This window comes from Lysinibacillus sp. NPDC056220 (genome assembly GCF_049315265.1).
GTDB lineage: Bacteria > Bacillota > Bacilli > Bacillales_A > Planococcaceae > Lysinibacillus > Lysinibacillus pinottii.
In genome coordinates this window covers 12,385-26,615 of record NZ_JBMOXD010000004.1, presented here as the reverse complement: position 1 = coordinate 26,615, position 14,231 = coordinate 12,385, and the positions used below count along the sequence as shown (strand labels likewise).

Here is a 14,231-nt window from a genome sequence, read left to right as displayed (position 1 = left end):
TTTTTAGGGGGACAACATGATGAACAGAAAATGGCTATCATCAATTTTAGTCGCTATATTTAGTATTGCGGCACTTGTATTTATTATTATAGGGAAATTTAATTTCGCTGTACTTGCAATGACGATTATGTTTGCCTTGTCCAATGGCTTTAGAGCAAAAAGTTTTGAAGAACAAGGTTATGGAAAAGAAGCAAAATGGATGAAATATATGGCGATCTTTTTTGCGGTAGCTTCAATCATCGTATTCATCATTATTCTTACAGACTAATATTGACAAAATATCAAAAGAATTTCACACCTGAAAATGTGAACAGTGCTAAAATGAGATTATATCAATCAAGTAATAAAATAAGATAAGTATTTACAGAGGGAGGACTTACTCTTTTCGTATGTGCTATTTTTAAAAGGGGCATAAATAGTGAAAAACAATCGTCTTTTGCTCATCATGGGTGCTTTGATTTCTGTGGCGTTAATCGTATCTATTTTTGTAGTTTACAACTATAAAAATAATCAAGTAAATAATGCATCTGATGAGCAACCAAAATCTACTGAAACAAACAAATCAACAGAGCAAGATTCTTCTAAAACAGAGAAGACAGACATTACACCGGAAAAACCTGAAAAGCCAGAGCAGCAACCAGACGAAAATGGCTATCTACCTAATCAAACTTTACCTACCGAACCAACTTATATAAAAGGCATTCTGCTAGCAAATAAAATTTATCCGCTTCCATCTACCTTTGCACCTGAGGAAAATCCAGAAGCAAGACAAGCACTAAATCAAATGCTAGAGGCTGCCAAGCAACAAGGGTTTGATTTAGTTGCTTTTAGCGGTTATCGTTCTTTCGAATATCAAACAACACTGTATAACAACTATGTTAATCGTGATGGACAAGCAGCTGCAGATCGATACAGTGCTCGTCCAGGCTATTCTGAGCATCAAACAGGCTTAGCGTTTGATATAGGAGAGCGTGGAAAAGAAGATGTATGGCTGACAGAGGAATTTGGTGAAACACCAGCTGGGCAGTGGCTATTTGCGCACGCTCAAGAGTATGGGTTTATACTGCGATTCCCTCAAAACAAAGAGGAAATTACCGGCTATATGTATGAGTCTTGGCATTATCGTTATGTTGGTAAGGATATAGCTCAAGAAATTGCTACGCAAAGCATTACACTAGAAGAATATTTAGGTGTGAAATAAAAAAAGGAAGAGAGGCGGTTCTGCGCGAACAAGCTCTCTTCCTTTTTTAGTTTATAGGATAGGGGTTAATAAACGAGATATTGATTCTTTAAATTTGATTAATGATGAACGGTTTTGGTACATCTCCCACGTCAATTCTGTACAATCAAAAATATCCTTTTCAAACAGCTCCGCCAGCTGATGTGAAATATTGGCATCATAAATAAAGGCATTGACCTCGAAATTTAAGCTAAAGCTTCGTACATCGATATTAGCTGTACCAACAGAGGAAGCTTCATCATCGATAATAATGGCTTTGGCATGAATAAAGCCCTTTTCATAGATATACACTTTTGCTCCTGCTCGAAGTAATTGCCCAACATAGGAATATGTAGCCCAATAAACAAACATGTGATCTGGCTTGTTAGGGATCATAATTCGCACATCGATACCTGACAATGTTGCAATTTTTATGGCATCTAAAAAGCTTACATCCGGAATAAAATAAGGCGTTTGAATATAGATATACTTTTGGGCCATGTTGATCAACTTTAAGTAACCAATCTTAATTTGCTCCCAATCTGAGTCTGGTCCGCTTGATACAATTTGTAAACCAACATCACCTTTTTTGGGGATAGCAGGGAAGTAGCGATCTGAGTAACCCATTTTTTGCTGGGAGCTTGCTTGATTCCAATCTAATAAAAAGCGTGTTTGGAGTGGATGTACAGCACTACCTTCAATGCGTAAGTGTGTATCTCTCCAATACCCAAACTTTTTTTGTAAGCCTAAATATTCATCCCCAACATTAAAACCTCCGATATAGCCAATGCGGCCATCAATGACAACAATTTTCCGGTGATTTCTAAAATTTAAACGGGGATTAAGGAGTGGGAAGATGGAAGGAAAGAACACTTCTACCTCGCCTCCGGCATTAAGCAATTCTTTAAAATGACGCTTCTTCACATTACGTGAGCCCATCTCATCATAGAGGAGGCGTACCTTGACACCTTGCTGCGCCTTTTTAATTAGCGCATGAACGATTCGTGTTCCTAAATCATCAAGGCGGAAGATATAGTATTGAATATGGATATGGTCCTTAGCTGCTTCAATATCTTTAAGGAGCTGTTCAAATTTATTGGCCCCATCATCAAAAATATCTAGATGGTTGTCCTGGGTTAAAACGGCATTGTTTGTTCTAAGGTGCATGTAAATCATCTCTTGATAATTTTCGGCATTTGAAATGCGAAACTCAAATGTTTCATCACGAATGGCATTCATTTGATAACTGATGAGCGTATCAATACCGATATCTTTACGCCCTTCCCAACGGAATAAATGTTTTTTTCGTAACTGTCTTCCAAGTAATAGATACAAAATAAATCCAACTAATGGTATGAAAAATAGCACGAGAATCCATGCCCATGTAGATGTAGCATCTTTACGTTCTAAAAAAATGATAGTCATGGCTAATAAAATATTAAAAAATAAAGTTAAAGGAACTAAATATTCTATATCTGTAAAAATGCTCATTCCTACACCTGCCTTTACTATTGATAATAACATACTTAGTATAGCCTACTTCAAATGAGGAAAGAAGATTTTAAGTAGCTAGTTAGCATAGAAAAGGATTATCTCTATGACTTTTTAGAGATAATCCGAATTGCTTGTTAATAATTCTCTCGAACCATTTATGAATGTTAATCAAAACGCAATGATTTTTTAGAGGCTTTAAAGATGAAAATTAAGCTAATAGAAAGAATGGCGATTACTGCTGATGTATAGTAACCGAGACTTGCATGCATTGTAAATAACCAGGTAAAAAATAGCGGGCCAAGTATGCGCCCTAGATTATCCATGGAATATGACAGTCCAGCAGCTGTTCCATATTGCCCGCCAGATTCTTTAGAGGACAGTGACACAACACATGTTCTAGCAAGTGCATTTCCTGCTGTAAAGACACATAGTGCTAGCCCTGCGATAAATAAGTTAGCGGTTAATGTGAATAAAAGCATCCCCACGGCTGTTACAATTTGTGCACCGATTAACCAAGTTGTCTCACTGCCATTTTTGATACGGCGAACGACACCACCCTGTATCGCGGCATCAACAAAGCCACTAAACATAAATAAATAACCAATTTGTAATGGTGTAATTTGAATTTTTTCGATTTGGAACAATTGGAATGTTGCTTCTACACCGGCCAACATAAAAGTTACTAAAAATGAAAACATAAATAAGTAACGCACACGATATTGAAGCATTTTCCCAGCGCCTTTTGGCACAATAGCACGTTTATTTGAATCTTTTCGTTTTTCAGGTTCTTTTAAGACGAAACTTGCATAAATAAATAATAGTCCAATTAATATAGCTGATGCGATAAACGGTAATTGCAAGCTAATATGCCCTAACATTCCGCCAATTGCTGGACCAAAAATAAAACCTAGACCGATGGACATACCCATAAAGCCCATATATTTATTACGTGTCTCCTCGCTAGACATATCTGCAATAAATCCTGTTACAGCCGTATATAATGCTCCTGAAAATAATCCTCCTACGATACGGGAAACATATAAAATAGCTAAGTTATCAATAAATAATGAAAAAATAACAAAGCTTAGGCTAAAACCAATTAGTCCCGTTAAGATTAGCTGTTTACGTCCTACCTTATCTGATAACATGCCCCAAAGGGGTGCAGTGAAAAAGCTAGCTAACGAATAGACGGTCAGTAAGCCACCGACGTGGAGATTATCCCAATTTTGCTGCACAATAACCTCTGGTAAGACAGGAATAATAATGCCAAAACCTAGGTAAACGAGGAATTGAACAGACATTAATAATAAAATTGCCTTTTTCATAAAGTTCCCTGCTTTCATACAATATTTCAATATGTATATTCTAACCCCGTTGTTCTTGCTATTACAAGAAAACGGAAGGAGAAACATGGATAGACGACATTTCTGTTGTTGAGAAAAAAAGTAAATGAATAAAATAAGAGGGTTTAGGTTAGTTTATAAATGTTTGGTGGTGCATAGGGCAGGGTATAAAAAATTACACTGTCACAAAAAAGAAAAATTTTAAAGTAAAGTTAAATGGTATGATAAACTTGTCAGACATCATACTCATAGAAAAATGAAACTTTTTTGGCAATTAAACGTTATATAAAATCGAGGAAAGATTGAGGTGGAATGTATGAGGAAAGAAGTAGATTTGAAAAAGATTGTTTCGAATTTATCTAAGTTGGGTGTAACAGCCACTGTAACAAAGTCTCGACTAGAACTTTTAAAAGTGCTAACACCACCAACGCAGACACCGCAAGTTCAAGCTTAACTCGTTTAAAATAGAAAAAGGGAAGTCTCCGTAATAGAGGCTTCCCTTTTTCTATTTTTAATCATCTTCATCATGTGTAGTAAACATGTACGTCCGATAGTGGAACCTCATACTAAAGACTAGTCCAATAGCTAAAGCATTCCCCATTAATGAACTACCACCATAGCTTATGAATGGAAGTGGAATACCCGTAATCGGTAATAGTTGAATCGTCATTCCTATATTCTCGAACACATGGAATGTAATCATAGCAATAATACCAGCACAAACATATGTTGAGAATGGATCTTTCAATAAGAGAGTAGTTTTTGTTAAATGATAAATTAGCAGGAAGAAAATGCAAATAACAATACTTGCCCCAATAAAGCCCCATTCCTCACCGATTACAGTGAAAATGAAATCGGTATGGTTCTCTGCAACATAAACTTCTCGATTTCGAAAGCCCTTACCGAAAATTTCACCTGATCCAATAGCGTTGAGTGATGTGATTAAATGGTATCCATCACTGGAAGAATAGGAGTAGGGATCTAACCAAGAATATATTCGAGCAAACTGATACGTTTTAAAACCGAATGTTTTCTCTAAGAAATCTTGCATATAGAGAGCCATCCATAGTAATGAACCACCTGCTACAACGCCACCTAAAAATGTAGGTAATATTATTTTCCATGAAATACCTGCTACAATAATAAGGGCAGCGGTAATGGCGAAGAATACAAGTGCCGATCCAAGGTCTGGTTGTTTCATAATAATAGCTAATGGCACGAAAAGGGTTAAAGCAATTTTTCCTAATAATAAGAAATCTGTTTTTAATGATTTTAGTGAATAGACTTCGTGGTGCTTACTAATTAATCGTGCCAATGCTAAGATGTAAAATGTTTTCATAAACTCAGAAGGTTGAATATTTCCAAGCGGTGTATGGTACCAGCTTTTTGCACCATTAACCGGTGCGCCAATTTGACCTTCTCCTTCAGGCATAAAAATAAGCAGTACCAATAAGGCAATCCCTGCTCCATACATATACCATGACATTTTTTTATATTGATCTGGCTCAAAAAACATCACTATACCAATAATTACTGCACCAATTACATACCATTGCATTTGTTTTGGAACGTAGTTAATGCCATATTGACCGGATGTTTGGGCAGATGCAATAGCTAACAAACTAATGACTAGAAACGTGAAAAGAATAAAAGCAAGGGTCCAGTCAAAACGATTTGCGAAATTTCGTTTATTTTCCATAAAATCCACCTAAATTAAAATAGTATCTCAATATGAGTAAATATAATGCGTTTCTTCCATTTTCGTTTATAATGTTGAAAGAATAGAACAAATTCAAAATCAGAAAAACTAACGTCTACTGATTAAGCTTGCAATTTGCTTCGAACGTTGTCAATGGAACTTTTAAGCAAATATTTTAACTCATTGAGTAATCGAAAACCTGTATGCAAATGCATGTTTAACATTCCTATTATAACGCAAAAAACACTTTTATGCCTGCGTATATAGTTGTGACGACAATTAACATAAAATGTTTCAAAAAAACCGAGTTTAGTCTTATAATGTAGTGAAGAATGGGGTGATGGTTGTGGCTAAAAAATTAAAGTCAGCTGATGATTTTATGTATCATATTTATGTTCATATGAATGACGTTGATAAATTTGTCATTTTTAGCGGGTTGAAATTCTCGCAATTTGCGGCTGCGCTTGAACCACTGCATCACTTACTTTTATTAAAACATTCCTATGAAGATGGTTCTTTTAATATGCATACGCAATTTGAATATGTATTGGATGAAGAGGTACCCCATTTTGTAAAGAAATCGGCTGAGTCCAAGGAATTATGTTGGATCGATTTTATGGATGAGAAGAGGCTAGACCATCTAACACCAATGGAACAAGGGGAATTGCTTTACATAAGTCATAAAAAAGAACCGATTACATCTGCATTTTTTAACAAATTGCAAAATAGATTCGTCTATTACTCTTCAGATTTAGAAAAAATGACAAAAATTTACTTCCGACATTTAAGTGATTCGGATTTATTGGTAGCAAATGTTTTTAATAGTTTAATTCGAGAAAAGGAACGTAGCTCTGGATTTTGGCGTCGAAAAGTAAAATCGAGTATCCCTACTATTTCACCTGATTTCTTGCGTTCTTATCGATCATTTGCTAAAGACGGTGCATTATTATCGTTGTACCGTATTGAAAAACCAAAGGTTGCATATGGGATAGAAGTTCGCAACCTGTCAGAATATTCTTTTCCTGATGAAGTTTGGGACGATTTAAATACCATTTTGAAAACAGAGCACGATGAATTGATTTATATTATTTAACGAAATATACACTCAAATCTCACCGTCGAACATTACGGTGGGATTTTTATGTCATTTGTCAAGACGTTTCGTGATAAACTAATAGTACTCAAGAAGTATGTGGAGGGCACAAAAATGAAAAAAAGAATCGGTTTATTATACGGCGGAAAGTCAGCTGAGCATGAGGTGTCATTATCAACAGCTCGTGCAGTCACTGGTGCTTTGAATTTCGAGGAGTATGAAGTATATCCGATTTTCATAACATCTGAAGGAGAATGGCGACGCGGAAATCGTTTAGAAAAGCCTGTCAGTACTATCGAAGAACTACAATTCGGTGATAATACTACAATTTTAGAAAATAATATTACTGATTTTTTAATCGATGAACATGGCAATGCAGTGCAGTTCGATGTTGTTTTCCCATTACTACATGGAACAAATGGTGAGGATGGAACTGTGCAAGGTTTATTAGAAGTTCTAAACCTACCCTATGTAGGAAATGGGGTTTTAGCATCTTCTGCTGGAATGGATAAAGTAGTTATGAAGCAATTATTCGAGATTGCTGGTTTACCACAAGTGCCCTATACGTACTTTATTCGCAGTGAGTGGAAGAATGAACAACAGACTATCATTGAACGCTGTGAAAAAAGATTGACTTGGCCAATGTTTGTGAAACCTGCAAATTTAGGGTCAAGTGTTGGGATTAGCAGAGCAACAAACCGTGATGAATTAATAAAAGCAATTGAGGTTGCCTTACAATACGATCGTAAAATTGTGGTCGAGCAAGGTATCATCGCTCGTGAAATAGAACTTGCCGTATTAGGAAATGATTATCCGGAAGTTTCGGTACCAGGTGAAATTAAACCGGTTACAGAATTTTATGATTATGATTCTAAGTACAAGGATGGCTCCACAGCACTTATTATTCCAGCTGAGTTACCAGAGGAAACTGAATCGAGCTTAAAAGAACTGGCAAAACGGGCTTTTAAGGCGATTGATGGTAGCGGTTTAGTTCGTGCCGACTTCTTTGTAACAGCTGATAATAGCGTTTACATTAATGAAGTAAATACATTGCCTGGTTTCACGCCAGTAAGTATGTATCCATTACTTTGGCAACATACAAATGTAAGCTACCCAGAGCTGATTAATCGTTTGATTACATTAGCCATTGAACGTTTTGAAGAAAAACAACAGCTTCACTATAAAAAAGACTGAGTGGGATTATTGTGAAAAAAACATTAAAACAATTAGCTGCATGGTTAAATGAGGATATGTCGGCTTACGATGATACTGTTGTATCAGGAATTTCCATTGATACAAGAACAATTCAACAGGGAGATTTATTTGTACCATTTCGTGGTGAGCATACGAATGGACACCGGTACGTGACTCAGGCATTTGAAAAAGGTGCGGGTGCTTCACTTTGGCAAAAAGATGAACCTAATCCGCCAGACGGTATACCTTTATTGTTTGTGGATGACCCAGAGATAGCCTTGCAGGAAATGGCACGAGCTTATCGACTTGAACATAAAGCTAAATTTATTGGTATTACTGGCTCTAACGGTAAAACATCAACAAAAGATATTTTAGCGGGTACGCTCGCACCATTTTTTAAAGTTCAAAAGACCATTGGTAATTTTAATAATCAACTAGGTTTACCGATTACCATTTTACAGCTTGATGAAGATACAGAGGTAGCAGTCCTTGAAATGGGAATGAGTGGATTTGGCGAAATTGAATTTTTAACGAAGCTTGCTCAGCCGCATATGACGGTTATTACAAATATTGGTGAGGCGCATATGCAGGACTTAGGCTCCCGCGCGGGTATCGCACAGGCAAAGTTTGAGATTATTCAAGGAATGCAGCCAGAGGGTCTATTATTCTATGATGGAGATGAACCATTGCTACAGGAGTTAGTGGCTAAAGAACAGCATTTAAATGCAGTAGCGTTTGGACTAGAGCCAGATAACCTTTTATATGCGGATCATATTCATGCTAATGCTAATGGTAGTAGCTTTACTACCCACGGAATGATAGAGGGTGATTTCTTTATTTCTGTACTTGGAAAGCATCAAGTAAAAAATACTTTGATAGCGATGTTAATTTCTAACCAACTAGGTTTAAATAATGAGCAAATTCGTACATCCTTAGAGCATGTCGTATTAACAGATATGAGGATGCAACAAGTCCAAGGAACAAATGGTGCGTTATTTATTAACGATGCTTATAATGCTGCCCCAACCTCTGTAAAAGCAGCAATTCAATTTATCGCTACATCAACAATTCGACCTGAGAAATGGCTTGTATTAGGGGATATGTTAGAACTTGGGCCAGATGAACAGCGTTTCCATGAAGGGCTAGCGGAGTATATAAATGAGCAAGAAATCGATTACGTTTGTCTATTTGGAGCTCGAATGACTCATCTTTATGAAGTATTAAAAGAGGACTTTGAAGCAGATCGATTGTTATATACCGAAGATGATTACACAGCTATTATTGAAAAATTAGAACTTGCTAATGAGTCATCTATCGTTTTACTAAAGGGTTCTCGTGGTATGAAATTAGAGAAAATTTTACAAGCTTTTACGTCATAGTTTTTATTGAATCGGTGGGATAAAATGCTCACCGATTCATTCGTGAAAGAGGTTTTTGTTAAACGAGGTGAGGATTTGTCAATAGGTGTACTATGCATACATGGGTTTTCAGGTGGTCCCTATGAGATAGAGCCGTTTACAACATACTTACGGACACATACAGATTGGCTCATAGTAGAACCAACATTATCGGGGCATGGTGAAGCTTTGCACATGGATGGATTTACGGCAAAGCACTGGTTAATGGATGCAGAGCTAGCCATACGGTCATTAGCTAAAAAGGTAGAAGAGATCATCGTTGTAGGATTTTCAATGGGGGGCATCATAGCTTTATACTTAGCAAAACGTTATAAGGTAAAAAAGCTAGTATTATTAAGTGCTGCTGCAAAATATGTCAGCCCTAAGCAACTGGTAAAGGATTTCAAACTGCTTGCTACAGATGCTTATCATCATAATTTAACGAATAATGAGCTGTTCTTACGTTATCGGCATAAGTTTAACAATGTCCCATTAGCTTCAACAATTGAATTTATGAAATTGGTTAAAATAGTGGAACCGTATTATCAGCATATCCAAATTCCAGTGTTTATTGTGCAAGGGAAACAGGATGGAATTGTACCATTTAACACAGCGCAATTTCTTTATGATGAATTAGCTTCTAATCATAAAATTTTGTATTTTTCTGATAATGGAAGGCATCATATATGTCTTGAGGAAGATTGCTCAGAATGGTTTCCACGGGTTTTGCTATTTTTAAAAGGCACATGAAGTAGTCAGATTATTACGACTCATGCGTTATCGTTGCATACGTATTAAAGCCATGTTAGACTAGTGTAAGCAATGGATACATTTTGTGCGAAGACTCTTCATATTTGGTTGAAGAGTACTTTTTTTTGAACACAACGGTTTTATTCTAAAGTGAATAATTACGACAGAATCGAACCGCTCGGTAAAGACCGGGCTTTCCTTTTCATATAAGAGAGCTCTATATGAACAATCATGTAGAGAGAATTTTTAAGTAACGGAAACGTTCCACTACACAGGCTCGAATTTGCCGACAACTTCATCTGAAAATGTAACCATTTGTCAACTTAAAAGGAAAAAAAGGAGATTGAGAAGTTTGACAAATTTTTCAGAATTAAATATTAGCGAATCTACATTACGCTCTGTAAAGCGTATGGGATTTGAAGAAGCAACACCAATCCAAGAAGGTACTATTCGTTTTGCAATTGAAGGCCGCGATGTATTAGGTCAAGCGCAAACGGGTACTGGTAAAACTGCCGCTTTCGGGATTCCACTAATTGAAAAAATTGACCCAAAAAACCCTAATATCCAAGCATTGGTTATTGCTCCAACTCGTGAACTAGCTATTCAAGTATCTGAAGAGCTTTACAAGATTGGCTATGATAAACGTGTGAAATTATTATCAGTTTACGGTGGGCAAGAAATTGGCCGTCAAATCCGTGCACTGAAAAATAGACCTCAAATCATTGTTGGTACGCCAGGACGTATTATTGACCATATTAATCGTCGTACGTTAAAATTAGAAGATGTGCAAACATTAGTACTGGATGAAGCTGATGAAATGTTAAATATGGGCTTTATCGATGATATTAATGCCATCCTAGAAAACGTTCCTTCTGAGCGTCAAACATTACTGTTCTCAGCAACAATGCCGCCAGCAATCCGTAAAATTGCTGAAACATTTATGCGTGATCCAGAAATCGTAAAAATTAAAGCAAAAGAATTAACTGTTGATAATATTGATCAATATTTCGTTAAATCGGCTGAACGTGAAAAATTCGATGTTTTATCTCGTTTATTAAATGTTCACCAACCAGAACTTGCTATTATCTTTGGTCGTACAAAACGTCGTGTAGATGAGCTAGCACAAGCTTTATCAATTCGTGGCTACCTTGCTGAAGGGATTCATGGTGATTTAAGCCAAGCTAAGCGAATTTCTGTATTGCGTCAATTTAAAGAAAATAAAATTGATATCCTTGTTGCAACGGATGTAGCGGCACGTGGTCTTGATATTTCTGGTGTCACACACGTATACAACTTCGATATTCCACAAGACCCTGAATCTTATGTTCACCGTATTGGTCGTACTGGTCGTGCAGGTAAGTCAGGTCTTGCTGTTACGTTTGTAACGCCACGTGAAATGGGTTACTTACGTATCGTAGAAGAAACTACGAAGAAACGTATGACTCCACTTCGTCCGCCAACATCAGATGAAGCATTAGTAGGTCAACAACGATTAGCTCTAGATACTCTTGAGGGTCTTATTGCTAATAACAACTTAGGTGATTACCGTACACTTGCGTCAGAAATACTTGAAAATCATGATGCAATTGATGTTGTAGCAGCTGCTCTTCGCTCATTAACAAAAGAGCCAGATGATACACCGGTAACAATTTCAGAAGAACGTCCATTACCAATGCGTCGTGAACGCTCTAGCAGTAATCGCGGCGGTGGAGATCGTGGTCGCGGTGGTAATCGTAACTACGGAGGACGTCGTGACTCACGTGGTGGAGATCGCCGTAATAGTAGTAGCAGTAGCCGTCGTGAAGGTGGTCGCCGTGAAGGAGGCCGTCGTGAAGGTGGACAAGGTCGTTCTCGTTCTCCTCGACGCCACGAAGATTAATTCTCGTAAGTGGATATTTAAACCTTGCAGTCATACTGGCTGTAAGGTTTTTTTTCGTATATAGTTGAAACAAAACAGTTATTTATTCCGTATAACCTAATATAGAAAAAGAGGAGGAACGACAATGAGAGCTCAACCAGTGCATCAAATTTCCCGTAAAGGGTTAACTGTATGGCGTTTATATGGGGTCATACAAACAGTGGTGCTATTAATAGCAGCAGGGATCGTGGGCTATGGTACTTATTATTTTGAATGGCCGACGTTTATTTACTACATAGCTGGGGCAATTGTAATATTAAGTGCCATACTGTCAATTTTTATTTTTCCTAAAATTAGATGGGAACGTTGGAGATATGAGGTGAGGGAACATGAAATTGAAGTTCAACATGGCTTATTTGTAGTAAAACGTACACTCATACCAATGGTTCGCGTCCAACATGTTGATACGACACAGGGACCGATTTTAAAGAAATATGATTTAGGTAACATTTCAATATCAACGGCAGCAACCGTACATACAATTCCTGCACTTATCATGGACGAAGCAGATTCACTTCGTGCTCGTATCTCTGAATTAGCAAGGGTGGCGGAAGATGATGTCTAAGGAGATTAATCGTTTACACCCTATATCAGCAGTAATTACGAGCGTCAAAGCATTAAAAAGTATGATTTTACCTATTGCAATCATTATCATAACTAACGGTTTTAATTTCTCGCTAAATTTCCGTAGTGATCATTTTTTTGATACCATTTTACTCTTCGGTGTTTGGGGTGTAGCCGCACTCCTTGCATTGATTGGAGGCATTATAAAATGGCGGACATTTGTTTATTGGTTTGAGGATGGAGAACTCCGCATCAAATATGGATTGTTTGTTAAAAAGAAGCGTTATATTCCCTTTGAACGTATTCAAAGTTTGAACTACAATGAAGGGATTTTCCACCGCATTTTTGGGTTGGTCAAAGTTCAAGTTGAAACAGCGGGTAGTAAAGGTGGCAAGCCTGAAGTAGAGCTTACCGCAATTCGTAAAGAAGCAGCAGATGTTATTGAATTAGAAATGCGTCGTGCCAAAAATGACATAGTAAATCAACAACATGAAGAACAGACGGAGGTCGTAGATCATTCAATTTCTACGCCAGCTATTTACCATATGTCCATGCGAGACTTACTAGTGTTGGCCACAACCTCTGGTGGGATTGGTGTTGTGTTATCTGGTCTTGCTGCTATCGCCTCGCAGTTTTCAGATATTATTCCTTATGAAACTGTTTTCCATGAGTTGGCTGATTTTGTCAAAGTCGGGGCCTTTTTAGTAGCGATATCGATTATGTTAATTTTAATAGTTGCCTGGGTTGTTTCTGTCCTCATTACCCTGATTAATTACTTTGACTATACAGTCCGTATCGAAGAAGATAAGCTGATTATTACTAAAGGACTTTTAGAGAAAAAGCGTATAACTTTGCCTTTAAATCGTATTCAAGCTATTCGTATTGTTGAGAATCCATTACGCCAATTAACAGGCTTTGCAACGGTTGTTGTTGAGAGTGCGGGGGGGAACGGTGAAGAAGGGAAGGATAAAAAAATTACCTTGTTCCCACTCATTAAGAAACATGATTGTATGCAGACATTAGAGGATCTTTTCCCAGATATGAATTGGAATCCTTCCTTCATTCGATCACCTAAAAAGGCAAGACCTTTCTTTTATCGCATAGATTTTATTTGGCTTGTCCCTATTATTGGAGCTTGTAGTTATTTCTTCTATCCGTATGGTCTATTGTCATTGTTACTGATTCCATTAACGATAGTACTCGGGATTTGGCAGCATAAAACGGCAGGCTATCAAATCGATGGAAAGCAGCTGGCTTTACAATATAGAGTATTCAGTCGAATAACATTGATAGTGGAGAAAAAACGTATACAATCTATGGGGAGTACACAATCGTATTTTCAAAAGAGAAAAAATGTTATGTCTATAAAAGCGACAGTCATGTCGGGAGCATCAGGTACAACTGGCAGTGTTTCAAGCCTGGAACAACAAGATGCTGAAACGATATTATCGTGGTATGAACATTAAATGGAAAGCTAATCCTTTTAAATTTTATAAAGGATTAGCTTTTTTACATACAAATATTTGGAAATAGTGTTTATAATAAAATAAATAGAACAAA

General features: G+C 37.0%; 13 protein-coding genes. 10 read left to right on the top strand and 3 right to left on the bottom strand.

Features of this window, described 5'->3' with window-relative positions; translation table 11 throughout:
• Positions 1 to 16 precede the first annotated feature (16 nt).
• Both ACOZBY_RS14815 and ACOZBY_RS14810 read left to right on the top strand, forming a co-directional pair.
• Positions 17 to 268, top strand: a complete 252-nt coding sequence (locus ACOZBY_RS14815) for a hypothetical protein (protein WP_012295803.1) — start codon at positions 17 to 19, stop codon at positions 266 to 268.
• Between the two features lie 150 nt (positions 269 to 418).
• Positions 419 to 1,201, top strand: coding sequence for a M15 family metallopeptidase (locus ACOZBY_RS14810; RefSeq protein ID WP_099805351.1), 783 nt, complete (start codon positions 419 to 421; stop codon positions 1,199 to 1,201).
• A gap of 51 nt (positions 1,202 to 1,252) precedes the next feature.
• On the opposite strand, the gene cls is transcribed toward ACOZBY_RS14810, so the two are convergent.
• Positions 1,253 to 2,710 carry a cardiolipin synthase gene (gene cls, locus ACOZBY_RS14805; protein WP_031416497.1) on the bottom strand — a complete coding sequence of 486 codons (1,458 nt, stop codon included), beginning with the start codon at positions 2,708 to 2,710 and terminating at the stop codon, positions 1,253 to 1,255.
• 167 nt (positions 2,711 to 2,877) lie between these two features.
• Complete coding sequence (locus ACOZBY_RS14800; RefSeq protein WP_031416495.1) at positions 2,878 to 4,038, bottom strand: MFS transporter; 1,161 nt, start codon at positions 4,036 to 4,038, stop codon at positions 2,878 to 2,880.
• Between the two features lie 334 nt (positions 4,039 to 4,372).
• Between ACOZBY_RS14800 and ACOZBY_RS14795 the strand changes: the two genes are divergently transcribed.
• Positions 4,373 to 4,510 (top strand): Lmo0850 family protein, encoded by a 138-nt coding sequence (locus ACOZBY_RS14795; protein WP_164908744.1) that lies wholly within the window; start codon positions 4,373 to 4,375, stop codon positions 4,508 to 4,510.
• A gap of 57 nt (positions 4,511 to 4,567) precedes the next feature.
• On the opposite strand, the gene ACOZBY_RS14790 is transcribed toward ACOZBY_RS14795, so the two are convergent.
• Positions 4,568 to 5,755: an FtsW/RodA/SpoVE family cell cycle protein gene (locus tag ACOZBY_RS14790; RefSeq protein WP_031416494.1), complete on the bottom strand. Its 1,188-nt coding sequence runs from the start codon at positions 5,753 to 5,755 to the stop codon at positions 4,568 to 4,570.
• A gap of 340 nt (positions 5,756 to 6,095) precedes the next feature.
• Here ACOZBY_RS14790 and ACOZBY_RS14785 point away from each other — a divergent pair, with 340 nt between their 5' ends.
• From ACOZBY_RS14785 to ACOZBY_RS14755, 7 genes are all read left to right on the top strand, one after another.
• Positions 6,096 to 6,848, top strand: coding sequence for a hypothetical protein (locus tag ACOZBY_RS14785; RefSeq protein ID WP_031416493.1), 753 nt, complete (start codon positions 6,096 to 6,098; stop codon positions 6,846 to 6,848).
• A 114-nt stretch (positions 6,849 to 6,962) separates the two neighbouring features.
• Positions 6,963 to 8,042 carry a D-alanine--D-alanine ligase gene (locus ACOZBY_RS14780; protein ID WP_031416492.1) on the top strand — a complete coding sequence of 360 codons (1,080 nt, stop codon included), beginning with the start codon at positions 6,963 to 6,965 and terminating at the stop codon, positions 8,040 to 8,042.
• A gap of 11 nt (positions 8,043 to 8,053) precedes the next feature.
• A complete protein-coding gene (locus tag ACOZBY_RS14775; RefSeq protein ID WP_036164789.1) occupies positions 8,054 to 9,421 on the top strand; it encodes a UDP-N-acetylmuramoyl-tripeptide--D-alanyl-D-alanine ligase in 1,368 nt (455 codons plus the stop codon).
• A 75-nt stretch (positions 9,422 to 9,496) separates the two neighbouring features.
• The gene (locus ACOZBY_RS14770) at positions 9,497 to 10,189 is read left to right on the top strand and encodes an alpha/beta hydrolase (RefSeq protein WP_031416489.1); all 693 of its coding nucleotides are present in this window, start codon (positions 9,497 to 9,499) and stop codon (positions 10,187 to 10,189) included.
• Positions 10,190 to 10,541: 352 nt separating this feature from the next.
• A complete protein-coding gene (locus ACOZBY_RS14765; RefSeq protein WP_012295794.1) occupies positions 10,542 to 12,068 on the top strand; it encodes a DEAD/DEAH box helicase in 1,527 nt (508 codons plus the stop codon).
• Between the two features lie 124 nt (positions 12,069 to 12,192).
• Complete coding sequence (locus ACOZBY_RS14760; RefSeq protein WP_031416488.1) at positions 12,193 to 12,672, top strand: PH domain-containing protein; 480 nt, start codon at positions 12,193 to 12,195, stop codon at positions 12,670 to 12,672.
• A complete protein-coding gene (locus ACOZBY_RS14755) occupies positions 12,665 to 14,137 on the top strand; it encodes a PH domain-containing protein (protein ID WP_422762549.1) in 1,473 nt (490 codons plus the stop codon). Before ACOZBY_RS14760 ends, ACOZBY_RS14755 begins: the two co-directional genes overlap by 8 nt.
• Positions 14,138 to 14,231 lie beyond the last annotated feature (94 nt).